This is a genomic window from Arthrobacter sp. GW460-12-1-14-TSB2 (genome assembly GCF_059423525.1).
Window position 1 is genome coordinate 126,043 of record NZ_JBWKYC010000009.1, and the last position, 21,457, is coordinate 147,499.

Below are 21,457 nucleotides of genomic sequence, written 5' to 3' on the forward strand. Positions count from 1 at the left end.
GGTCTTCGGGAATTCCAGCGTACGACACGTGTGACTTGTTTGTTGGACAAGTGCGGTTTGTTTGGCATGGACGGGAGGCTAGGGGAGGGGCTGCCGTTCGCCGACGCTGACGGGACTTTCATGCGTGACATAGTCCCGCCGTCGTCGTTCCATCCTTTCCTGCTGGCCGGGAGAGGGGATCCTGGCGCTCTTAGCGCGGTTGCACCTCGCGCAGGCGGCGACGAAATTCTGCAGGCTGGTAGAGCCGCCTTTGGACCAGGGATAGAAATGGTCGCCGTGTTCGGCGGGCCGGGAACAACGACGCCGGAACCTCGTTTCCATCTCACACCGGCCGCCAGCACGCGCCATGCCGTCGCGGCGCTGCTGGCGGTTGAAACGCCGGACTGGATCGCGGCGCCGGACGTCGCGACCGGTGATGATGGCCGCTGCAATTGTCAGGACGATAACAAAGGCGCCCGGTGCGATGACCGCTGCCAGGACGTCGTCGAACATTCCGCGGAGTACCCCGGCGGCCGATGAGGCCACCGGGCCGTCCGCTCCGTTCGTCTCAGGCATGAGCGCCACGACTACGGAGACGCCTAACCAAAAAATCACAGCCGAATAAGCCAATCGCAGAACCTGGCGGCTCCAGTAGATGCGTTTCAGTTCCAGCATGTCTTCCCCTTAAGACTCACCACTGCACCCGGGCATCGTTGCGGCCCTTATGACAGAGCGCCCAAACGCGGTTTGGTAAGGCCCAAACTTCCCAGACGGATGTTATTCAGGTCCGTCGCCTACGGCATTGGGAAGCCATAGGCGACGGTCCTGATCACCCGACTAGCAGTTCACTACTCGCAACCCACGCCGTCCCGATCATTGTCGAGACCATAGATGTCTGATCCGACGACGGTGACAGGTCCGCGTACGTACGCGGGACCGTTGCCGCTCCCGCCCGCGCAGTCTACGTCTGATGCAATGGGCACACATCCCCCTGCATAGTTTGGATCGCATCCGGACGGAGCCGCCGGGGCGGCAGGCTGCACGGGCACCTGGGCTTTCGCGGCTGCTGCGGCAGCAGCTGCCGCGGCCGCAGCCTGCTGCTGGCGCGCCGTCTCCGCGGCCGCAGCCTGTTGACGGGCCGTTTCCGCAGCGGCCTGCTCCTGGGCCGCCTTAGCCGCAGCTTCTTGTGCTGCCTTGTCGGCAGCTGCCTTCTCAGCAGCTACCTTCGCCGCCGCCGCCCGCGCGTCCGTGACCCGTTTTGATTCTGACTGCTCCATCCACAGCAGCTTTCCGGCGTCGCTCTTTGTACAGATGAAGACCTTTGGCGCGTACTTTTCAGTCGCGTTTTCCGTGACGCAGCCGGAGGATGCCGGCGCAGTTGGTGTGGGTGCCGGAGTCGCGCTCGGAGATGCGGACGCGCTGGCAAGAGGCGTCGTGGATGAGGCGGCCGTTTGTCCTCCGCATGCCGTCGCTGAAACGACTAGGACAACAGCTGCAGCTGCACCACCCACTCGCTTCTGAGTAATCCACGAGTCCGGCGAGGTCCGGAAGCGCTTGTCAAGGCCGCTATTGACCGGCTTTCGCGCTTCTTTGCGGCGAAAGAATGTGTTCATTTGTGCCCCCAAATTCTGGTGTAGATGCGAATTGCTCGCTGAGCGTAACACCGAATCTTGCATTAAAAATGCAAACTGGGATTACAGAATTAGTCAACAGCGCAACTGTTTATGTTTCGAGCGACTGGGTCATACCGTTTACCCGTTTGCGAGGTCATGCCGCGGATTCTTACCTGCCGCTAACCCCAATGACCGGGGAGGGAATAACTCGCGCCCTCCGACATCTCCATGCGGAACGCGCACAACAACTTTAAGTCTCATTGCTCGCGCTCTTGCCTATCGATCCACGTATCGGCGCGCAAGATAGCCGCTTCCTTATTGGCGTGCTTATCCGAGCAAGCGCGGACCGGAACATCCACTTTAAGGGCCACAAAATTTCTTGGATCGATACGAATTGCCTCAGATTACAACCCTCAGCGTCGCATTCCTGAAGGGTCCAACAAAACTCTCGGCCAGTCCTTGGCATGCCCTCGGTTGGATGATCCGCATACCTGCCCACTGGATGCCGAAGCTGCGGGAAAGGCTTGCGAGCATGCACATCACCCGCGATTCCATGTACCCACCCTTTGCTACTGTTCAATGGGGTTCAGCGTAGGCAGACAGAGAGGCACTACATACTCTGTAAGTGGAGCCATGCCGGGAAGCATTCTGCCGGCGCGTAAGCGCCTGTCCATGGAGCCAACCACACCACTGGACTATCGGCTCTCAACCACTAACTACCGCCACCTCAACCTGAACCCCAGCGTCCCGGAACTTCGCCACCTGACCAGGATCGGCGCCGTCGTCCGTCACCAGGGTCCACGGCAGAGCCAAACGCGCCCACGCGTGGAACGGCCGAAGCCCAAGCTTGGACGAATCTGCCAAGACGTACACCTCCCGGCCGCGGCGGGCCATCAGCTCCTTGAGCCGGGTCTGGGCGTGGTCCGCCTCGCAGATGCCGTCCTCGGCGGTGACGGCATCGGCGCCCAGGAACACCCGGTCAAAGCTCATCCGCTCCAGCGCCGCCTCGGCCAAGGGCCCGACAAAACTTTGCGAAAGGCTCCGCAGCCTGCCGCCCAGGCAGTCCACCTCGATGCCCTCCGAATCGGTCAGCCCCTGCATGGTGTTGATGCCCGGAGTCGTCACGGACAGCTTCTCGAAGCCCCGCAGTTCGTGGGCCAAAGGCACCGACGGTGGAGCCGGCGTCCAGCAGGATGTCTCCCCGGGCCGGATCACCGACGCCGCCGAGCGTTCGAACGCGTGTTTCTGCTCGAACGCCTCACCGGTGCGCTGCCGCAGCGACGCTTCCGGGTGCGCGCCCTGGGCCATTGCCCCGCCGTAGGTGCGGGCCAGCCGGCCCTGCCCGTTCAGTAGCGCCAGGTCGCGGTGGATGGTCCACAGGACGAGCTAAGAGCATTGCTGCGTGCCCACGTTCACCTAGCAACGCCGGCGGGCTGCACCTCCAACCGGAAACCCAGAGAAGCACGTCCTCGCCGGGCACGTACCAGTCACGGGCCGGAACCCGCCGAAAGCCTAAGGATTCATAAAGAACATGTGCCCGTTCCATAAACGTCGCACTCGTAATGCTGATCGCCCCGATGTCCGGCAATGATTTGGCGTGTTCGATGACCTGACGAACAACGGCGCGGCCAACCCCGTTGCCTTGAACAGCAGGATCCACCGCGAGCATCCGGAACTCGAGCTCATTGTCCACGGCGATCTCGCTGTACGGCTGTCCTGCGAAGGTGAGCGTCACGGCCGCGACCATTTCGCCGAAGGCTACGGCCACCCACACCTTGGCATGCTCCGCCCGATGTTCCACATCCTCCAATACGCTCATGTACGGATGGTCGGCCGTGAAATGCCCGGCGTAGAGGTAGGCCTCCCGCGTGATTCTCCGGACCTCGGAATGGTCAGCAGGCGTTGCCTGCCTGAAAACCAGATTCACCGCGCAGCAACCCCGGCTCCCGCTACGCGGGCAACGTATTCGGCCAGCGGGGCCAGCGCCGGCTGCGATGAAGGATCACCCACCGCATCCGCCCCCACAGCGTTGGCCACGGCCAACGCTGTGGGGTAGTCGAGCCCAGCCCCGAGTCCCAGCACCAGGGCAGAGCAAAATGCGTCGCCCGCCCCGATGGTGTTCGCCACCGTCACTACAGAGGCAGGAGCCTCCGCCACCCGCCGCCCGTGCTCAAACATCGCCGAGCCGTCCTTCCCATAGGTCACCGCGACGAGCTTGGTCTCGGCCAGCGCCACTGAGGAAAGGTGCCCGCTCAATTTCGTGTTCGGCCGGGCCAAGGCTGCCGCCGACAAGACCTTCGCCTATCTTGCCTGAAACTTTCGCGGATCTTGCCTGGACGGGATGACCATCAATTCATAACCGGAAGGAGTGAGCATCATGGTTAACGAAAAAGAATTGCTGGGTTGGGTTTCCCCGCGCAAACAGCGGGAAATCGACAACCAGGCGGCATTTCTTCGCTATCTGCTGGAGCGCGAAGAGGCGCAAGTGGGCGGGACATCATGAACGATTACGTTACGCCGTCGGAACCGACCACCGGTGAAGCCGGGTCCTTGTAGACCACCTTGAGATCATTGGCCCAGTTCCGGTGCACGTCGCCCGTCGCGCTCGGCGAAGAACACCTGCTGGCCTAGGACGTCCCATCGTTGCGTCCTGCAGGGGCTGCTATTGCGGCAGAAAATCGCTCGCCGTGAAGTGCCGGATAGCCGGCGACAGACTTGCCTCTTGCCTGGAAGGTCACGGAGCCTGGCTCGCTGTATCCTGCCTCCGGCGAACACCCCCATAAGGGCCTCCGGCAACGTAGCATCAGAGTAAGCGGTAGCCAGGAGTGTGGCGAAAATGTTTGAGCGATTTACGGACCGGGCCCGACGCGCCGTGGTCCTTGCCCAAGAAGAGGCACGCACGCTGAACCACAATTACATCGGTACCGAACACATCCTCTTGGGTCTGATCCATGAGGGTGAAGGCGTTGCCGCCAAAGCTCTGGAGTCCCTGGGCATTTCGCTCGAAGGCGTCCGCGAGCAGGTGCAGGAGATTCTCGGCCCGGGCCAGCCGTCCCCGGCCGGCCACATCCCCTTCACGCCGCGCGCCAAGAAGGTGCTGGAGCTCGCACTCCGTGAAGCCCTGCAACTGGGCCACAACTACATCGGCACGGAGCACATCCTGCTCGGCCTCGTCCATGAGGGTGAGGGCGTTGCCGCCCAGGTCCTCGTCAAACTCGGGGCCGACCTCACCCGGGTCCGCCAGCAGGTCATCCAGCTGCTCTCCAGCTACCAGGGCAAAGAAACCACCGGTGCGGGCGAGGGCGCCGGCCGGCCGGAAGGCACCCCTGCCGGCTCCGTGGTCCTGGACCAGTTCGGCCGCAACCTGACCCAGGCCGCCCGCGAGAACAAGCTCGACCCCGTGATCGGACGCGAACAGGAAATGGAACGCGTCATGCAGGTCCTTTCCCGGCGCACCAAGAACAACCCCGTCCTCATCGGCGAACCCGGTGTCGGCAAGACCGCCGTCGTCGAAGGACTCGCCCAGGCGATCGTCCGTGGCGATGTCCCTGAGACTCTCAGGGACAAGCAGATCTATACCCTGGATCTGGGCTCCGTGGTGGCCGGCTCAAAGTACCGCGGTGACTTCGAAGAGCGGCTGAAGAAGGTCCTCAAGGAGATCCGCACCCGCGGGGACATTCTTTTGTTCATTGACGAGATCCATACGCTGGTGGGTGCGGGTGCCGCCGAGGGTGCGATCGATGCGGCCTCGATCCTGAAGCCGTTACTGGCGCGAGGCGAGCTCCAGACCATCGGTGCCACCACCCTTGACGATTACCGCAGGCACATCGAGAAGGATGCCGCGCTGGAGCGCCGCTTCCAGCCGATCCAGGTCAAGGAACCCTCCGTGGCGCACGCCATCGAGATTCTCAAGGGCCTGCGTGACCGCTACGAGGCGCACCACCGCGTGACCATCACCGACGGCGCGCTGGTCGCCGCGGCGAACCTCTCGGAGCGTTACATCTCGGACCGCTTCCTGCCGGATAAGGCGATCGACCTCATTGATGAAGCCGGCGCACGCCTGCGCATCCGCCGGATGACAGCCCCGCCGGAGCTGAAGGCCATGGCTGAGACGATCGCCGACGTCAGGACGGCGAAGGAGTCCGCGATTGACGCCCAGGACTACGAGGGCGCCGCTTCGCTGCGCGACAAGGAGCAGAAGCTCGTAGCGCAGCGTAGAGAGAAGGAACGCCGGTGGAAGGCGGGCGGCATGGACGACATCTCCGAAGTCAATGAGGAACTGATCGCCGAGGTGCTGGCGAATTCCACCGGCATCCCGGTGTTCAAGCTGACCGAGGAAGAATCCAGCCGTTTGCTGAAGATGGAAGACGAGCTGCACCAGCGCGTCGTGGGCCAGAATGATGCCATTGGGTCGGTTTCGCGGGCTATCCGCCGCACCCGTGCCGGCCTGAAGGACCCGAAGCGTCCCGGCGGTTCCTTCATCTTTGCCGGCCCCACCGGCGTGGGCAAGACCGAGCTCGCCAAGGCCCTCGCCGAGTTCCTGTTCGGCGAAGAAGACTCATTGATCACCCTGGACATGTCCGAATACTCCGAGAAACACACCGTCTCGCGCCTCTTCGGTGCACCTCCGGGCTACGTCGGTTACGACGAGGGCGGCCAGCTGACCGAAAAAGTCCGCCGCCGGCCGTTCTCCGTGGTCCTGTTCGACGAAGTGGAAAAAGCCCATCCGGACCTCTTCAACTCACTCCTGCAGATCCTCGAAGACGGCCGCCTGACCGATAGCCATGGACGGGTGGTGGACTTCAAGAACACCGTGATCATCATGACCACCAACCTCGGCACCAGAGACATCTCCAAGAGCGTTGCCACCGGCTTCCAGTCAGGCACGGACACGCAAACCGGCTACAACCGGATGCGCGCCCGCGTCACTGAGGAGCTCAAGCAGCACTTCCGCCCCGAGTTCCTGAACCGTGTTGACGACGTTGTGGTCTTCCCCCAGCTGACCCAGAACGAGATCATCCAGATCGTGAACCTGATGATCGGCCGACTGGAGAAGCGCCTGGCAGACAAGAACATGGGCATCGAGCTCACCGCCGCTGCCAAGGTGCTCCTGGCCACCCGCGGCTACGACCCCGCCATGGGAGCCCGCCCGCTGCGCCGCACCATCCAGCGCGAAATCGAAAACCAGCTCTCCGAGAAGATCCTCTTCGGCGAAATCCACGAGGGCGACATCGTGGTGGTGGATGTGGACGGCGAAGGCGACAATGCCAGGTTCACCTTCATCGGAAATACCAAACCTCGGATCCCCGACGAACTGCCCGCCGCGAGCTAAGGCTCAACCACCGGTCCGCCGCGCACAGCAGCCACCTCAACCTCAACCCCGGCCTCCCGGAACTTCGCCACCTGACCCGGATCCGCGCCGTCGTCCGTCACCAAAGTCCACGGCAAGGCCAGCCGCGCCCAGGCGTGGAAGGGCCGGAGGCCCAGCTTGGACGAATCTGCCAGGACGTACACCTCACGGCCGCGCCGGGCCATGAGCTCCTTGAGCCGGGTCTGGGCGTGGTCGGCCTCGCAGATGCCGTCCTCGGCGGTGACGGCGTCGGCTCCCAGGAACACGCGGTCGAAGCTCATCCGCTCCAGCGCCGCCTCGGCCAGCGGTCCCACAAAACTTTGCGAAAGGCTCCGCAGCCGGCCGCCCAGGCAGTCCACCTCGATGCCCTCGGAATCGGCCAGCTCCTGCATGGTGTTGATGCCCGGCGTGGTCACGGACAGCTTCTCGAAGCCGCGCAGCTCGTGCGCCAGGGCACCCACGGTGGAGCCGGCGTCGAGCAGGATGTTCTCCCCGGGCCGGATCACGGACGCCGCCCAGCGGGCAATGGCATGCTTCTGCTCAAACGCCTCACCCGTGCGCTGCCGCAGCGACGCCTCCGGGTGCGCGCCCAATGCCATCGCGCCGCCGTAGGTGCGGGCCAGCCGGCCCTGTCCGTTCAGCAACGCCAGGTCGCGACGGATGGTGGAGGCCGTCACGTCGAACCGTGCGGACAGTTCCTCCACGGACGCCAGGCCGGTGGTGACGGCAAGGTGGTAGATCTCCTCGCGCCTGGCATTTGCGCTTAGCATTCCCGGTCTCCTTCGCGTGGGCGTGGTTACCATGCTAGTTCCGGCCCCCACTAAACCAGTGCTGCTACACGGCCACGCTGGGCCGGGTGGCCATCTCCGCCGCCTGGTGCAGCGCCTCCACCATGCTGCGCGGATCCGCGATGGCCTTGCCGGCAATGTCAAAGGCGGTGCCGTGGTCCACGGACGTCCGGATCACCGGCAGGCCCACCGTGATGTTCACCCCGGCCTCAATGCCCAGCACCTTCACCGGCCCGTGCCCCTGGTCGTGGTACATGGCCACCACCAGGTCGTAATCGCCCCGGCCGGCCAGGAAGAACAGCGTATCCGCGGGCAGCGGGCCCGTGACGTCGATCCCGGCAGCCTGCGCAGCCTTCACGCCCGGCTCGATCTTCTCCGCTTCCTCGCCCTGGCCGAACAGCCCGTTCTCGCCGGCGTGCGGGTTGATGGCGCAGACGCCGATCTTCGGGTTCGGAATGCCCGCACGGACTAGCGCCTCATGCCCGCGGCGGATGGTGCGCTCCACCAGGTCCGGGTTGATCTTGCGGATGGCGTCCATCAGTCCGATGTGCGTGGTCACGTGGATCACCCGGATCTTGGGGGTGGAGAGCATCATGGACACTTCCTCCGTGCCCGTCAGCTGCGCCAGCAGCTCGGTGTGTCCGGGGAAGATGTGCCCGGCGGCATGCAGCGCCTCCTTGTTCAGCGGCGCCGTGCAGATGGCCTGCACCCGCCCGGCCATGGCCAGCTCGCTGGCCACCCGGATGTATTCGTACGCGGCATGGCCGGCCACGGGGGAGAGCTTCCCCCACGCCAGGTCCTCCGGCAGCAGCGCCAGGTCGATCACGTTCACCCGGCCCGGCGTGAACACCGCGTCCTCCACGTTCTCGATCACCCGGATGTCCGCCTCGATGCCCAGGACCTCCGCGGCCTGGCGCAGGCGCAGCGCGTCGCCGATCACCACGGGCCGGCACTCGGCGTTGCTCTGCGGATCCAGCACGGCGGCCACCACCACCTCCGGCCCCACCCCGGCGCCGTCGCCCATGGTGACGGCCACGATGGGAAGGGCGTTCTGCTCGGTCTTGCTCGTTGCGGTTGTCATGTCTGCTCCAGATCGTTCGGAAGTCTTGCTGGGAAGGGTGTTGGCGGGAGCATGCGCGGATGGGCCGCGGCGCTCCCGGATTTTCTCGTAAAGCTGTAGGAGGGCCAGGTCATCGCCGAAGCTGCCGGGCTTGGTGCCCACCAGCGTTCCGTCCTCGGCGCGGCTGAGCACCGCCCCGTGCTGCACGGCCGCGAGCGGCACCAGCCGGTGGAGGCCGACGGCGTCCAGGACTTCCCGGGCCGTCTCGCCTCCCGTGAGGATCAGGTCAGCGTTTGTTCCCTTGGCCGCGTCGGCTGCGAAGGCGGAAAGCGCCTGGACGATGCCGGCGGCTTTCGCCGGGTCCACTTTTCCTGCCGCCAGGGTGACGGCCACGTTGCTGCTGGCCGCCAGTGCCTGCCGGACTTCGGCCAGTTCCGGTTGGTAGGCCCCGGTTGCCCCCGCGTACAGCGGGTGCAACCGGACCACGGTGAAGCCTCGCGCTTCCAGCTGTGCCAGTTGCGCCTGTGCGGTTCCGGACGCGGAGCCGACGACGGCGAGCACCGGCCTGGTGCTTCCTTGCGGTTCCGCGGTGGCTGCGTCAGCCCGCGCCCCGGATTGCGCGTTTCGCGCAGACGCAGCGGCGAGCCGCTGCGCGAGGACATCGGCAGTTCCGCCGGTACCCACGAGCACCACACGCCGGCCGCCGGCAGTGAAACTCAGTTCCAGCAGGGCATCCACCACGTTTTCGAGGTCCTGGACGGTTTCGCCGTCAGCCACCACCAGCGCTGGCTGCCCGGATTCCAGCAGCCCGGCGAGCTTCTCGCGGGCCGATCCGGACCGAACCTCGGCCAGGTCCAAGGTCCGCGCCGAGGCCGGGTCCGCCGGGCGGAGAAGGGAAGGAATGTCGGCAGGCGGCGCGGCCCGTTCGGCCTGCCACAGATCCGTTTGTGCCAGGGGAGTCCCGGCAACGAGAGGCCTTCCATCAAGGACCGATCGCTGCAGTTGGGGGAGTGCCCCGGCAACAACGGCGTGGTAGCCCAGGCCCGTCAGCGCGGCGACTTCGGCACGGACGTTCCCGCGCCACAGCGAGTCGATCTTCTTGAAGGCCACCTGCGCGTCCGTAGCTACAGGACCGGAAAAGGCCTCAGCCACCAGCGCTCCGGCGGCGGCTTCAGTAAGTCCGCGCGAGTGGGTGTCAGTGACCACAACGTCGGTGACGTGCCCCGCGGAGGAGGCGCCGTCGTCGTGCGTTGTCTCAGTGTTGCCCGTTCCGAGTAGGACCTGCGCGGACAGCCCATGCTCCACAAAGCAGTAGCCAACCTCGGCGGCGCCGGAGAAATCGTCGGCCTGCACATATACGGAAGCCACATTGCTCCTCTCACGCAGTAGTCGGCTGGACCCCCGCCAGGTGCGGGGATGCATTCATTCTGACACGGTTGCGCGAATCGCGCTAGCAGGGTTGCGCAAATTGCGCAGGAGTGGCAAAGTGATGGAGACAACATTCGGCGCAGCCAAACCGGCAGGCCGTCCCCGTTCAAACCGAGAGGTCAACGATGACCGTTCTTCCTCAAGGAAGTGAGATTTCCCGCCGCAGGCTGCTGCAGTTCGGCGCCGCGGCAGGGTTTCTGCTGAGCACAGGTAGCCTCGCCGGCTGCGCCGGCCCCACCGGCCTGCCGGGACCCAGCACCCTGACCCTGGCCCTCAACCGGTCCCTGGTCAGCCTGGACAACAAGCTCAACCAGTTCGACGCCGCCGTCACCGTGCAGCGCTCGGTCCGCCAGGGCCTCACCGCCATCGGCCCCGAAACCAAGCCCATCCTGGTCCTCGCGGACCGCTTCGAGATGACCGGCCCCACCGAGTGGACCGTCCGGCTCCGCGAAGGCATCCGCTACTCGGACGGAAGCCCCGTCAAGATCGAGGACGTGGCCACCGCCCTGAAGATGTACCAGCAGGTGCAGGGCTCCTTCGTGGCCGGCTTCTTCCCCGAATTCCCCGCCGTGGTGCCGGTGGATGAGCGCACCTTCAAGATGGTGTCCAAGAAGCCCGTCCCCATCCTGGACTCGCTGATGAGCATGATCCTGATAACCCCCGCCGCGCAGAACAAGCCGGAGGAACTGCAGGAAGGCCTGGGCACCGGCCCGTACGTGGTCACCAAGTTCAACCGCGGCGCCGGCACCTACAGCCTGGCCCGCAACCAGAACTACTGGGGCCCGGCACCGCAGGTGGACAACGTGGAAGTCCGGTTCCTCCCCGAGGAATCCAGCCGCGTCATTGCGCTGCGCAGCGGCGAGGTGGACATCATCGACTCCATCACGCCCGACTCGCGCGAACAGCTCGCCGGACTTCCCGGCGTCGAACTTAAAGAGGCATCCAGCCTCCGGCTGAACCAGATCTTCTACAACTTCCGCAAGCCCGCCGGCCACCCGCTGGCCGACGTCCGCGTCCGCGAGGCCCTCAGCTGGGCCATCGACGGCGAAGCGCTGGTGAAGGACGTGCTGGTGGACTCCGTCAGCGCGGCCGAAGGCGTCACCCCGTCCAGCCTCACCGGCTACCACAAGACCGGCACCTACACCTACGATCCGGCGAAGGCCAAAGCAAGGCTCGCGGAGCTCGGCGTCAAGGACCTCACCCTGAAGATCATCTGGGAAACCGGCGAATTCGCCTCCGACACCTCCGTGATGGAGGCCCTGGTGGAGATGTTCGGCGCCATCGGCGTGAAAACCGAACTCCAGCAGTTCGAACCCGGCGGCAACATCCTGGCCTGGCGCCAGGGCAAGCAGGGCGACTGGGACCTGCTGGGCAACGGCTTCAGCAGCCCCACCGGCCTGGCCATCACCATGATGCAGGGCATGTACGCCGGCACCCCCGAAAAGGAAAAGACCCGCGACACCTACCAGGGCTACGTGATCCCCGAGGTGCAGGCCAAGATCCAGGCCGCCTCCTCCGAGGTGGATCCCGCCCGCCGGCAGGAACTGCTGGCCGTGGCACAGCAGGCCATCTGGGACACCTGGCCCTGCGCCTGGGCGTTCGTGCCCAAATCAGTCCTGGCCCACCGGGACCGGGTGTCCGGGATCAACCTGGCACCCACCAACTCCTACCCGCTCGTTGATGCACGGCTGGAGGCCTAAGCCATGACGAACTACATCCTGAAGCGCCTGGGACAGGGCCTGCTGACCGTGTTCCTCACGGTGTCCACCGTCTTTGTCCTCATCCGCATGGCCCCGGGCGATCCCGCCGTCTCCTACGCCGGACCGCTGGCCACCACCGAACAGCTCGACGCCGTCCGGGAACAGTTCGGCCTGAACAAGCCCGTGCTGGAGCAGTACTGGATCTTCCTGCAGCAGCTCTTCACCGGCAACCTGGGCCAGTCCTACTCCTTCCAGGCCCCCGCCCTGCAGGTGGTGGCCGAGCGGATGCCCTACACGCTGACGCTCGCCACCGCCTCCATCCTGCTCACCGCCGTGGTCGCCATCCCGCTGGGCGTGTGGATGTCCCGCCGCCCGGACACCGGCAAGGAACTCGGCGTGAACGTGCTGACCATCGCCGGGCAGTCCATGCCGGACTTCTGGACCGGCATCATGCTCCTCACCGGCTTCGCCGTGCTGATTCCGATCTTCCCGGCCTCCGGGTTCGCCACCTGGGGCGGGCTGGTGCTCCCCACCGTCACCATCGCCATCCTGCAGATCGCCTTGATCTCCCGGATGGTCCGGCGGGAAATGACCGCCAACTTCGCCGCCCCGTACCTCACCGTGGCCCGCTCCCGCGGCGTCAAGAACTCGGTACTCACGTGGCGCTACGCCATGGGCAACTCCGCCATCCCGGTGTTCACCGCCCTGGGCACCCGGTTCGCCGCCATGCTCAACGGCGTGGTGGTGGTGGAAGTGGTGTTCGCCTGGCCCGGCGTCGGCTCCCTGATCGTCCGGGCCCTCGAAACCCGCGACTACCCCCTCATCCAGGCAACGGTCCTCCTCACCGCGCTGCTGGCCGTGGGCGTCCAGCTCCTCATCGACCTCGCCTACCCGCTACTTGATCCCCGCGTTCGTCTTGGAAAGGCGGCAACAGCATGAGCCTCAGCGACACCGCAACGCCAACCGCCGGCTCCTCCGGCAGCGCCTCTTCCGGCAACGCCGGGCAGCCGGCCCGGCAGCCCAGCCCCAGCGCCGTCACCAAGGCGGACATCGCCAAGGCAGGCGCCACCCGCCGTCGTAATGCCGCCAAATGGAAGCTCATCGTGGGCACCGTCTGCACCCTGCTGGTGATCATCCCGATCATCCTGGCCCAGGTGCTGCCGCTGCCGGACGCCAACTTCCAGGACCTCTCCGCCCGGCGCCTGCCGCCGTTCACCGACGGGCACCTGTTCGGCACCGACCAGCTGGGCCGCGACCTGCTCTCCCGGGTGCTGCACGGCGGCCAGGTCTCGCTGACCATCGGCGTGCTGGCCGTGCTGGTCTCCGGCGCCATCGGCATCATCCTCGGCGCGGCCGCCGGCTACTTCGGCGGCTGGGTGGACACCATCGTCTCCCGCCTCCTCGAAGCCCAGATGTCCCTGCCGCTGCTCATGATGCTGCTGCTGGTGGTGGCGCTGTTCGGCCCCTCCATCCCTGTGATCACCTTCGTGATCGCCATCGCCCAATGGCCCGAAGTGGCCCGCCTCACCCGCTCCATGGTGCTGGTGGAACGCGAAAAGCCGTACGTTTCCGCCGCGCGGATCCTGGGTCTGCACCGGATTCAGATCCTGATCCAGCACATCATCCCCAACGTCATCAAGCAGGCCACCCTGGTGGTGCTCCTCCTGCTGGCCCAGGCCGTGCTGCTCGAATCCGCCCTCAGCTTCCTGGGCGCCGGCCCGCAGCGCCCCTTCGCCACCTGGGGCCGCATCATCTCCGACGGCCAGGACTACATCACCACTTCCTGGTGGATGGTCACCCTGCCCGGCCTGGTGATCGTGCTCATGGTGGTGGGCGTGAACCTGCTGGGCGACGGCCTCCGCGACCGTCCCCGCCGCAAGAAGAAGGGTGCCTGACATGACCGCTTCCACTGTCACCGAACAGCCGAAGTTCACCGAACAGCCGCTCCTGGAGGTCCGCGACTTCCAGGTGGAACTGATCACCGACGCCGGCATCATCCGCGCCGTCGACTCCGTCAGCTTCAGCATCCACCGGGGCGAGACGGTCACCATCATCGGTGAGTCCGGTTCCGGTAAATCGACGACGGCGATGGGCATCCTCCGCCTGCTGCCCGAGGACCTGGCGGTGCTTTCCGGCACCGTGCTGATCGACGGCGTCGACGTCACCGCCGATCCCAAGGCAATCGACAAGGTGCGCGGCAAGACCCTGGCGCTGATCCCGCAGGACCCCATGACGGCGCTCAGCCCGGTCCACTCGATCGGCAGCCAGCTCTTCGAGGCCATCCGGATCGCCGGCGCCGCCTCCGCCAAGGACAAGGGCGCCCTGCAGGCCCGGGCCGTCCGGCTGCTGGAACAGGTGCACATCCCCACCCCGGAGAAGCAGCTGAAGAAGTACCCGCACCAGCTCTCCGGCGGCATGCTGCAGCGCGTGCTGATCGCCATCGCCCTGGCCAGCGAACCCCAGCTGCTCGTGGCGGACGAACCGACGTCGGCCCTGGACGTGACCGTGCAGGGCGGCATCCTGGACCTGCTCCTGGAACTGCAGGAACAGCGCGGCATCGGCATCCTGATGATCACGCACGACCTCGGCGTGGCCCGGCTCATCTCGGACCGCATCCACGTGATGAAGGACGGCTCCTTCGTGGAGTCCGGCGACGTCCAGCAGATCGTGGACCACCCCGCCACCGAATACACCCGGGCCCTGCTGGCCGCCGTCCCCGTCCTGGGACCCTGGGACGAAACGCCCGCCGCCACCACCCTGACCACAACTGGAGCAAGCCATGACTAAGCCGTTCCTCGCCGTCGAAAACCTCGTGGTGGACTACCACGTGCCGGGCGGCACCTTCCGGGCCGTCGACGACGTGTCCTTCTCCGTGGACAAAGGCAAGACGATCGCCGTCGTGGGTGAATCCGGCTGCGGCAAATCCACCATCGCCAAGGCGCTGATGCGGCTGGTGACCCCCACCAGCGGGCGCATCGACCTGGACGGCACGGACATCGCGGCCATGAGCGAGGCGAAGCTGCGGCCGCTGCGCTCCAAGTTCCAGATGGTGTTCCAGGACCCGTACGGCTCCCTGGACCCGCACATGACCGCGCAGGAAATCGTGGCCGAACCGCTGAAGCTGCAGGGCGTCCGGTCCAAGGCCGAGCGCCACAAGGCAGCCGCCACGCTGATGGACCAGGTGGGCCTGCCGGTCAAGTCCCTGGACAAGCACCCGTCCGAGTTCTCCGGCGGCCAGCGCCAGCGCATCGGAATTGCCCGGGCGCTCGCCTCCAAGCCCGAACTGCTGGTCTGCGACGAAGCCACCAGCGCGCTGGACGTCTCCGTGCAGGCGCAGGTGCTGCGGCTCCTGAAATCCATCCAGGACGAAACGGGAATCACCTACGTGTTCATCTCGCACAACCTTGGCGTGGTGCAGGAGATCAGCGATACCGTCATGGTGATGCAGCGCGGCAAGCTGGTTGAACACGGCTCCACCGCGTCCGTCCTGACCGCCCCCAAGGAGGATTACACCCGCAAACTCCGCCGCGCCGCGCTGGACCCCTCCACCATGACCGGCCTGAAGCCGCGGCACCTGGTCCGCTCCCTGGCCCTCAGCGGGCAATCGAACTGAGCCCGGGCCTGACCCCTTCCGTACTTACTGACAAACGCAACCGCAAGGAATCAACGCATGAGCAAGCAGCCCGAAGGCGCCCAGGTGGACGGCCTGAAACTTCCCATCTCCCGGCTGGTCCTGGGGACCATGACGTTCGGCGACACCGTCGATGAGGCCACCGCGGGGCGGATGGTGGAGGAAGCGCTCGACGCCGGCATCACCACGATCGATACCGCCAACGCCTACGTCGGGGGAACCACCGAGGAAATGCTCTCGCGCCTCCTCAAGGGGCGGCGCGGCGACGTCATCCTCGCCTCCAAAGCCGGCATGCCGCACCCGGACCACGGCCAGCACTCGCCGTTGTCCCCGGCCGGGCTGCGCAACAGCGTGGAAGGCAGCCTCCGCCGGCTCGGCGTGGACAGCATCGACCTGTTCTACCTGCACCAGCCGGACCGCGTCACACCCCTGCACGACACCCTGGCCACGGTGGCCGAGCTGTTTGCCGAAGGGAAGATCGGCGCCCTGGGCGTCTCCAACTTCGCCGCCTGGCAGATTGCCGATGTGATCCACACGGCGCGTGAAGTGGGAGCCCCGCGCCCGGTCGTCGCGCAGCAGCTGTACAACCTGGTGGCCCGCCGGGTGGAAGAGGAGTACCTCGAATTCGCCGCCACCCACAACGTGCACACCATGGTCTACAACCCGCTGGGCGGCGGCCTGCTCACCGGCAAGCACAGCTTCGACGCCAAGCCCACCGAAGGCCGCTACGGCGACTCCAAGCTGGCCGCCATGTACACCCAGCGCTACTGGGACCGGCAGCTCTTCGTCGCCATCGAGGAGCTCTCCGGCATCGCTGACGGTGCGGGGATCACGCTGGCCGAGTTGTCGCTGCGCTGGCTGGCCTACCGCGACGGCGTGGGCTCCATGCTGCTGGGCGGCTCCAAGGTGGAACAGCTCCAGGCCAACATCGCCGCCGTGGCCAACGGGCCGCTGCCCGCCGACGTCGTGGAAGCCTGCGACGCCGTGGGCACCGAACTCCGCGGCCCCATGCCCGCCTACAACCGCTGACACTTTCTTGCTTCCTGAACCGATCACCGAAACTGAAGGACTCTGATGACATCCGAACTGGCCCTCGAATTCGCCCGCAAGATCCGCGCCCGGGAACAGGCAGTGGGCTACTGGGCCGTGCTGGACGCGCCCGTGGCCACCGAACGCATCGGCCGGCTGGGCTATGACTATGTGGCCCTGGACGCCCAGCACGGACTGCTCGGCTACTCGGGCGTGCTGAACGGGCTGATGGCCATCGACGCCGGGCACACCGCCGTCGGCATGGTCCGGGTGGAGGACAACAACCTGACGGCCATCGGCAAGGCGCTGGACGCCGGCGCCGTGGGCGTCATCGTGCCGCTGGTCAACACGGCCGCGGACGCCGCCGCCGCGGTGGCCGCCGCCAAGTACCCGCCCATGGGCGGCCGCTCCTACGGGCCCATGCGCTCGGCACTGCGCATCGGGCCGAAGCCGGCGGACTCCAACGCCGCCACCCTGGTGTTCGCCATGATCGAGACGCCGGACGGCCTGGCCAACGTCAAGGAAATCTGCGCCACCCCCGGCCTGGACGGCATCTACGTGGGACCGTCGGACCTGGCCATCGCCGTGGGCGGGGCCTTCCCGGGGGACCCGGCCATCGAAACCGAATTCAACGCCGCGCTGGAGACCATTGCGGAGGCCGCGGCGTCCGCGGGCATCGCCGCCGGCATCCACACCCCGGCGGGGGAGGTGGCCAACCAGCGGCTGCGCCAGGGCTACACCTTCACCACTATCGCCTCGGACCTGACGCACCTGGAACAGATCGCGAAGGCCCACCTCGACGACGCCCGCTTCGACGCCGGAACCAAGGAAGGCTGATCCCGATGCAGAACACCACTATGGACAGCTACAGCACCATCACCCCGGACGGGGCCGTGAAGCGGGCCGACGGCGCGGACTTCGCCTACCTCCCGGCGCCCACCGTGCAGAGCCACGCTGCCAACCTGCTCACCCTGCCGGACGGCCGGCTGGGCTGCGTCTGGTTCGGCGGCACCCAGGAAGGCGTGCCGGACATCTCCATCTGGTTCTCCACGCTGGAGCCCGGCAGCAGCCAGTGGTCCGAGCCGCAGCAGCTCTCCGACGATTCCACCCGCTCCGAGCAGAACCCCATCCTGTTCAACGCGCCCGGTCTGCCCGGAAAAAACAGTCTGCTCTGGCTGCTGTACACCGCGCAGAAGGCGGGCAACCAGGACACCGCCGAGGTCCGCCGTCGTACGTCCGCGGACGGCGGCCGCACCTGGGGTGAGGTGGAGACGCTGTTCCCCGCGAACGAAACCGGCGGCGTGTTCGTCCGCCAGCTCCCGGTGGTGCTGCCCTCCGGCCGCCTGATCGTGCCGATCTTCCGCTGCATCACCACGCCGGGGGAGAAGTGGGTGGGCAACAGCGACGACAGCGCCGTGATGATCTCCGACGACGCCGGCGCCACCTGGAGCGAGCACGTCCTTCCGGGGAGCCTGGGCTGCGTGCACATGAACATCCAGCCGGTGGCCGACGGCTCGCTGCTGGCCCTGTTCCGCAGCCGCTGGGCCGACTCGATCTACGAATCCCGCTCCACCGACGACGGTTCCACCTGGAGCGAGCCGGTCCCCACCGAACTGCCCAACAACAACTCCTCCATCCAGTTCACCGCGCTCGCGGACGGGCGCCTCGCCCTGGTGTACAACCACAGCCGGGCGGAGGAGAACACCGAGCGAAGGCTTTCCCTCTACGACGAGATCGACGACGACGGCCTGGCCGAGGAGCAGGGCCAGCTGGCTGAGCCGGACGCTGCAGCCTTCTCCGAGGACGACGGCGTCAAGCGCGCCTTCTGGGGCACACCGCGCTCGCCGATGACTCTGGCGATCTCCGAGGACTCGGGCCGGTCCTGGCCGATCCGGCGGAACCTGGATGTGGGGGACGGGTACTGCCTGTCCAACAACTCCCGCGACGGGCTCAACCGCGAATACTCGTACCCGTCCATCCACCAGGGGCCGGACGGTTCCTTGAACATCGCGTACACGTACTTCCGGCAGGCCATCAAGTTCGTCCGGGTGGACCCGCAGTGGGCGTACGAAGGCACCACCACTCCGGGCGGGGACGAATGACGAAGCACGCTGTTGTTACCGGCTGCAGTTCGGGCATCGGGTTGGCCATTACCCGCCGGCTGCTCGCCGACGGGTGGGCCGTGACCGGGCTGAGCAGGAGCTCCACCTCCCTGGACGGGAAGTTCGAATGGCTGCAGGCCGACCTGTCGGAGCCCGAGTCCCTGCCGGAGGCCGTGGCGGGGCTGCGGCCGGCTGATGCCCTGGTGCACGCCGCCGGGTTCCAGCGGACCGCTCCCTTGGGTTCTCTTGACCCGTCTGCGCTGGCGGGCATGTTCGCCGTCCACGTGGCGGCGGCCAGTGCGCTGGCCAACGCTTTGGTGCCGTCCATGCCCGACGGCGGGCGGGTGCTGCTGCTGGGCAGCCGCACCTCGACGGGGATGCCGGGCAAGAGCCATTACGCTGCGACGAAGGCTGCCTTGATGGGGCTGGGACGGACGTGGGCACAGGAACTCGCGCCGCGGGGGATCACAGTCAACGTGCTCTCCCCGGGCCCGACGGACACCCCGATGCTGAACGATCCCGGCCGATCAGCCACCCCAGTGAAGCTGCCGGCGCTGGGTGCCCTGGTGGACCCGGAAGATGTGGCCGCCCTGGCCGCGTTCCTGCTGGGGCCGCACGGCAAGTCCATCACCGGGCAGAACTACGTGATCTGCGGCGGCGCCTCCCTCTAACCCCTGCCGGCGTCGTAGGCCAGGACAGCCGACGCTGGAGTGTTGCCGTCGGCTGGCTGAATGGAATCGAACCGCAAGGTTCCTGCGCCGGGCAGCGCCACCGAGTGGCCCTCGCGGAAGGCCTGCTTGCGCTCCTGCTCCGCGGTCCGTATCCAGACCTGGATTGCCGGGGCGCCGTCAGCCACGCCGATCTTGACGATTCCCACCTGGACACCGCCGAACGTGGGCTGCATGCCCTGTTTGACTGTTACGAGCTGTTCCACGGCCATCCTCACTTCGTATCCACGGAGTACACGGAATCGAAGTTTTCCTTGTACTCGTCCTCGGTCAGTTCCAGGGTCCCCGCCTTGCGGTCGTCGTCGCCAGTCATGAAGCCGCCGGACGGTCCCCACGGGTTGGCCAGAACCACTACCTTCTCGCCGTCATCGTTGGTTTTCACCTCAACCACAACGTACGCGTGATTGGGAACGACGTCGGTGCGGTTGACTTCGTCGGACTCCCAGACCCAGTCAAAATCGTCGTCCCTGGTGTCTTCGGTGCCCACGGACACAGCCTGGCCGCTGGCGAGCTTGTCCTCGATCTCAGCCAGGTCCAGTTCGCCGTCCTTGTCCGCAGACCTACCAGTCATCAGCTCCATCGCTTCGTGGCTGAATCCGCCGTCGATGTCGTCATAGGAACCGCCCCGGTGCTCCGCCGCGGCGCGTTCGTAGATGGACAGCCAGTTGGGCTCGCCATCTGCACCCCGGACGCCGCCGTCGGTGGACTTGGCTTCGACCGTGACTTCGACAGGCTTGCCGTCTTCGTAAAGCGTTACCACCCAGTGCTCGGGCGGATCACCCACGGGGCGCATGTGTTCGGCGAGGAATTCATCAAGCTTGCCTTCCCGTTCCAGGGTCTGGGCAACCGAGCCTATGCCTGCCAGGAGCCAGCAGTCGCCGATCTGTCCCTGCCGGATATCGCGGGGATCGCCGGCATCCGGGTCCTCGCGGACGTCGCCGGGCACGTCGACGTCGGGGCGTTCCGGGTCCAACGGCCCTGGATCCCCGGGAGGGTTCGAGTCCGGATTTCCTGAACTTTCAGACTCAGTTGCTCCCGTGCTGGCCCGATCCTGCTGGTCCGCATTGCGGGCCAGTTCCTGTGCCTGGTTTTGGAGTTCGCCGGAAACGCGTTTGAGCGTTGGCCAGTGTTCCGAGTGCCAGGCGGCCCGGAACGCGGCGGCGTCACGCCCTTCCCAAGGTGCCCGGGAAAGCAGCTGGCCCAGTTCCGTGGACAACGAGTTCACTTTGTCGGAATGCTGCGACATCGTTTTTGCGAGTGCCCGCAACTGTTCAATGTCGGCGCCATAAAATCCAGGCATCCGCCCGTCCCCCTTTTAGATAACGTCAAGCCGTAGTGGTTGTTTGTCTGTCGCCGTCAGTTTGGCGGGATCTCGTCCGCGCTGCACGTAGGGGAATCTACCGGGACGCTGATGCGCAGGTAGGCCGGGCTCTTTGATTCGATCGTCAGGGTGGCACCGGCGGCGTCCGTGCTGCGGGCAACCACCCAGCCCCCGGGAACTGCGTCCGTTCCATCGAAGGCAGGGAATCCGTGCTGCGTCAGAACGGGGTCACCAGCGGCGAAAATGTCAGCGAACTGGTTGGATGGCTCCACCACGTCGGCGCTGCTCTTCATGGTTTGCGGGTAGAGCATGCATCTGCCGTCCTTCAGCCTGGCCAAGGTGGCCGGCTTGTCCACGGTCCAGCTGATGTCCGGCATCTTCGCTTCCAGCGCCGCAGTCAGCTCTGCACGCAGGGCATCGTACTTGGCGAAGCTTTCCGCAACTGGTGCGGGGGCCTTGGTGACCGGCGCGGCACTGCTTGTTACCACGTTGGGCTGCTGCGGTGCCGTGCAGCCAGCCATGAGGGTTGTCCCGAGGATCATAAGTGCCGCCCGGACGCCGGACATCAGCTGCGGTTGCATTCGGCCGTTCATTTTCCCCCAGTTCTGATGACGGGCTTCGGCTGACCGGCCCACAGGGAATGCTGTCACACCTGCGCCGCGTCTGGCCATGGGCACAACAACCCCTCGGAAGAGTGGGGGGGGGGGGGGGGGGGGGGGGGGGGGGGG

Annotated in this window: 20 protein-coding genes and 1 pseudogene; 11 read left to right on the forward strand and 10 right to left on the reverse strand. The window is 66.2% G+C overall.

Translation table 11 applies throughout. The annotated features are described in order from the left end of the window. Positions 1-78: 78 nt before the first annotated feature. The 5 genes and pseudogenes from AC07YR_RS12790 to AC07YR_RS12810 all read right to left on the reverse strand — a co-directional run. Entirely contained in the window at positions 79-555 is a 477-nt protein-coding gene (locus AC07YR_RS12790; RefSeq protein WP_494734173.1) for an HNH endonuclease, read from the reverse strand. 272 nt (positions 556-827) lie between these two features. Then, on the reverse strand, positions 828-1,256 hold the full coding sequence (locus tag AC07YR_RS12795) for a hypothetical protein (RefSeq protein WP_494734174.1): 429 nt from the start codon (positions 1,254-1,256) through the stop codon (positions 828-830). Positions 1,257-2,297: 1,041 nt separating this feature from the next. Continuing rightward, the gene (locus AC07YR_RS12800; RefSeq protein ID WP_494734175.1) at positions 2,298-2,900 is read right to left on the reverse strand and encodes a DeoR/GlpR family DNA-binding transcription regulator; all 603 of its coding nucleotides are present in this window, start codon (positions 2,898-2,900) and stop codon (positions 2,298-2,300) included. Continuing rightward, the gene (locus AC07YR_RS12805) at positions 2,851-3,411 is read right to left on the reverse strand and encodes a GNAT family N-acetyltransferase (protein WP_494734210.1); all 561 of its coding nucleotides are present in this window, start codon (positions 3,409-3,411) and stop codon (positions 2,851-2,853) included. The genes AC07YR_RS12800 and AC07YR_RS12805 overlap by 50 nt, the downstream gene beginning before the upstream one ends. Positions 3,412-3,515: 104 nt before the next feature. Further along, a pseudogene (locus AC07YR_RS12810) lies at positions 3,516-3,824 on the reverse strand (PfkB family carbohydrate kinase); the annotation flags it as partial. Positions 3,825-3,969: 145 nt separating this feature from the next. Here AC07YR_RS12810 and AC07YR_RS12815 point away from each other — a divergent pair. Further along, complete coding sequence (locus tag AC07YR_RS12815) at positions 3,970-4,095, forward strand: hypothetical protein (RefSeq protein WP_268760417.1); 126 nt, start codon at positions 3,970-3,972, stop codon at positions 4,093-4,095. A gap of 333 nt (positions 4,096-4,428) precedes the next feature. Next, on the forward strand, positions 4,429-6,924 hold the full coding sequence (locus AC07YR_RS12820; protein WP_494734176.1) for an ATP-dependent Clp protease ATP-binding subunit: 2,496 nt from the start codon (positions 4,429-4,431) through the stop codon (positions 6,922-6,924). On the opposite strand, the gene AC07YR_RS12825 is transcribed toward AC07YR_RS12820, so the two are convergent. Both AC07YR_RS12825 and pdxA read right to left on the reverse strand, forming a co-directional pair. Beyond that, positions 6,921-7,712 (reverse strand): DeoR/GlpR family DNA-binding transcription regulator, encoded by a 792-nt coding sequence (locus AC07YR_RS12825; RefSeq protein ID WP_494734177.1) that lies wholly within the window; start codon positions 7,710-7,712, stop codon positions 6,921-6,923. The genes AC07YR_RS12820 and AC07YR_RS12825 overlap by 4 nt on opposite strands. 64 nt (positions 7,713-7,776) lie before the next feature. Further along, positions 7,777-10,158 carry a 4-hydroxythreonine-4-phosphate dehydrogenase PdxA gene (pdxA, locus tag AC07YR_RS12830; RefSeq protein ID WP_494734178.1) on the reverse strand — a complete coding sequence of 794 codons (2,382 nt, stop codon included), beginning with the start codon at positions 10,156-10,158 and terminating at the stop codon, positions 7,777-7,779. A 185-nt stretch (positions 10,159-10,343) separates the two neighbouring features. Here pdxA and AC07YR_RS12835 point away from each other — a divergent pair, with 185 nt between their 5' ends. The 9 genes from AC07YR_RS12835 to AC07YR_RS12875 are packed head-to-tail and all read left to right on the forward strand — an operon-like array spanning position 10,344 to position 19,351. After that, complete coding sequence (locus AC07YR_RS12835; RefSeq protein ID WP_494734179.1) at positions 10,344-11,918, forward strand: ABC transporter substrate-binding protein; 1,575 nt, start codon at positions 10,344-10,346, stop codon at positions 11,916-11,918. Positions 11,919-11,921: 3 nt separating this feature from the next. Continuing rightward, the gene (locus tag AC07YR_RS12840; RefSeq protein WP_055799139.1) at positions 11,922-12,857 is read left to right on the forward strand and encodes an ABC transporter permease; all 936 of its coding nucleotides are present in this window, start codon (positions 11,922-11,924) and stop codon (positions 12,855-12,857) included. Then, positions 12,854-13,813: an ABC transporter permease gene (locus tag AC07YR_RS12845; protein ID WP_494734180.1), complete on the forward strand. Its 960-nt coding sequence runs from the start codon at positions 12,854-12,856 to the stop codon at positions 13,811-13,813. The genes AC07YR_RS12840 and AC07YR_RS12845 overlap by 4 nt, the downstream gene beginning before the upstream one ends. Position 13,814: 1 nt before the next feature. After that, positions 13,815-14,705, forward strand: coding sequence for an ABC transporter ATP-binding protein (locus AC07YR_RS12850; protein ID WP_051629022.1), 891 nt, complete (start codon positions 13,815-13,817; stop codon positions 14,703-14,705). Then, a complete protein-coding gene (locus AC07YR_RS12855) occupies positions 14,698-15,531 on the forward strand; it encodes an ATP-binding cassette domain-containing protein (RefSeq protein ID WP_494734181.1) in 834 nt (277 codons plus the stop codon). The genes AC07YR_RS12850 and AC07YR_RS12855 overlap by 8 nt, the downstream gene beginning before the upstream one ends. 57 nt (positions 15,532-15,588) lie before the next feature. Then, positions 15,589-16,578, forward strand: a complete 990-nt coding sequence (locus tag AC07YR_RS12860) for an aldo/keto reductase (RefSeq protein WP_494734182.1) — start codon at positions 15,589-15,591, stop codon at positions 16,576-16,578. Positions 16,579-16,623: 45 nt separating this feature from the next. Beyond that, the gene (locus AC07YR_RS12865; RefSeq protein ID WP_494734183.1) at positions 16,624-17,415 is read left to right on the forward strand and encodes an HpcH/HpaI aldolase family protein; all 792 of its coding nucleotides are present in this window, start codon (positions 16,624-16,626) and stop codon (positions 17,413-17,415) included. Positions 17,416-17,420: 5 nt separating this feature from the next. Further along, complete coding sequence (locus AC07YR_RS12870) at positions 17,421-18,680, forward strand: sialidase family protein (RefSeq protein ID WP_494734184.1); 1,260 nt, start codon at positions 17,421-17,423, stop codon at positions 18,678-18,680. Beyond that, a complete protein-coding gene (locus AC07YR_RS12875) occupies positions 18,677-19,351 on the forward strand; it encodes an SDR family NAD(P)-dependent oxidoreductase (protein ID WP_494734185.1) in 675 nt (224 codons plus the stop codon). Before AC07YR_RS12870 ends, AC07YR_RS12875 begins: the two co-directional genes overlap by 4 nt. On the opposite strand, the gene AC07YR_RS12880 is transcribed toward AC07YR_RS12875, so the two are convergent. Genes AC07YR_RS12880 through AC07YR_RS12890 form a run of 3 tightly spaced genes read right to left on the reverse strand, consistent with a single transcriptional unit; the run spans position 19,348 to position 21,310 of the window. After that, positions 19,348-19,614 (reverse strand): hypothetical protein, encoded by a 267-nt coding sequence (locus tag AC07YR_RS12880; protein WP_156372316.1) that lies wholly within the window; start codon positions 19,612-19,614, stop codon positions 19,348-19,350. The genes AC07YR_RS12875 and AC07YR_RS12880 overlap by 4 nt on opposite strands. 8 nt (positions 19,615-19,622) lie before the next feature. Then, positions 19,623-20,708 carry a C2 family cysteine protease gene (locus tag AC07YR_RS12885; protein ID WP_494734186.1) on the reverse strand — a complete coding sequence of 362 codons (1,086 nt, stop codon included), beginning with the start codon at positions 20,706-20,708 and terminating at the stop codon, positions 19,623-19,625. A 56-nt stretch (positions 20,709-20,764) separates the two neighbouring features. Continuing rightward, the gene (locus AC07YR_RS12890; protein ID WP_436056941.1) at positions 20,765-21,310 is read right to left on the reverse strand and encodes a hypothetical protein; all 546 of its coding nucleotides are present in this window, start codon (positions 21,308-21,310) and stop codon (positions 20,765-20,767) included. Between the last annotated feature and the right edge of the window lie 147 nt (positions 21,311-21,457).

Excerpts from the sequence above, each read along its gene's own strand:
- AC07YR_RS12790 (WP_494734173.1), bottom strand. The coding sequence starts at position 555 with ATGCCTGAGACGAACGGAGCGGACGGCCCGGTGGCCTCATCGGCCGCC.
- AC07YR_RS12795 (WP_494734174.1), bottom strand. The coding sequence starts at position 1,256 with ATGGAGCAGTCAGAATCAAAACGGGTCACGGACGCGCGGGCGGCGGCG.
- AC07YR_RS12800 (WP_494734175.1), bottom strand. The coding sequence starts at position 2,900 with ATGGCCCAGGGCGCGCACCCGGAAGCGTCGCTGCGGCAGCGCACCGGT.
- AC07YR_RS12805 (WP_494734210.1), bottom strand. The coding sequence starts at position 3,411 with ATGAGCGTATTGGAGGATGTGGAACATCGGGCGGAGCATGCCAAGGTG.
- AC07YR_RS12815 (WP_268760417.1), top strand. The coding sequence starts at position 3,970 with ATGGTTAACGAAAAAGAATTGCTGGGTTGGGTTTCCCCGCGCAAACAG.
- AC07YR_RS12820 (WP_494734176.1), top strand. The coding sequence starts at position 4,429 with ATGTTTGAGCGATTTACGGACCGGGCCCGACGCGCCGTGGTCCTTGCC.
- AC07YR_RS12825 (WP_494734177.1), bottom strand. The coding sequence starts at position 7,712 with ATGCTAAGCGCAAATGCCAGGCGCGAGGAGATCTACCACCTTGCCGTC.
- AC07YR_RS12835 (WP_494734179.1), top strand. The coding sequence starts at position 10,344 with ATGACCGTTCTTCCTCAAGGAAGTGAGATTTCCCGCCGCAGGCTGCTG.
- AC07YR_RS12840 (WP_055799139.1), top strand. The coding sequence starts at position 11,922 with ATGACGAACTACATCCTGAAGCGCCTGGGACAGGGCCTGCTGACCGTG.
- AC07YR_RS12845 (WP_494734180.1), top strand. The coding sequence starts at position 12,854 with ATGAGCCTCAGCGACACCGCAACGCCAACCGCCGGCTCCTCCGGCAGC.
- AC07YR_RS12850 (WP_051629022.1), top strand. The coding sequence starts at position 13,815 with ATGACCGCTTCCACTGTCACCGAACAGCCGAAGTTCACCGAACAGCCG.
- AC07YR_RS12855 (WP_494734181.1), top strand. The coding sequence starts at position 14,698 with ATGACTAAGCCGTTCCTCGCCGTCGAAAACCTCGTGGTGGACTACCAC.
- AC07YR_RS12860 (WP_494734182.1), top strand. The coding sequence starts at position 15,589 with ATGAGCAAGCAGCCCGAAGGCGCCCAGGTGGACGGCCTGAAACTTCCC.
- AC07YR_RS12865 (WP_494734183.1), top strand. The coding sequence starts at position 16,624 with ATGACATCCGAACTGGCCCTCGAATTCGCCCGCAAGATCCGCGCCCGG.
- AC07YR_RS12870 (WP_494734184.1), top strand. The coding sequence starts at position 17,421 with ATGCAGAACACCACTATGGACAGCTACAGCACCATCACCCCGGACGGG.
- AC07YR_RS12875 (WP_494734185.1), top strand. The coding sequence starts at position 18,677 with ATGACGAAGCACGCTGTTGTTACCGGCTGCAGTTCGGGCATCGGGTTG.
- AC07YR_RS12885 (WP_494734186.1), bottom strand. The coding sequence starts at position 20,708 with ATGCCTGGATTTTATGGCGCCGACATTGAACAGTTGCGGGCACTCGCA.
- AC07YR_RS12890 (WP_436056941.1), bottom strand. The coding sequence starts at position 21,310 with ATGCAACCGCAGCTGATGTCCGGCGTCCGGGCGGCACTTATGATCCTC.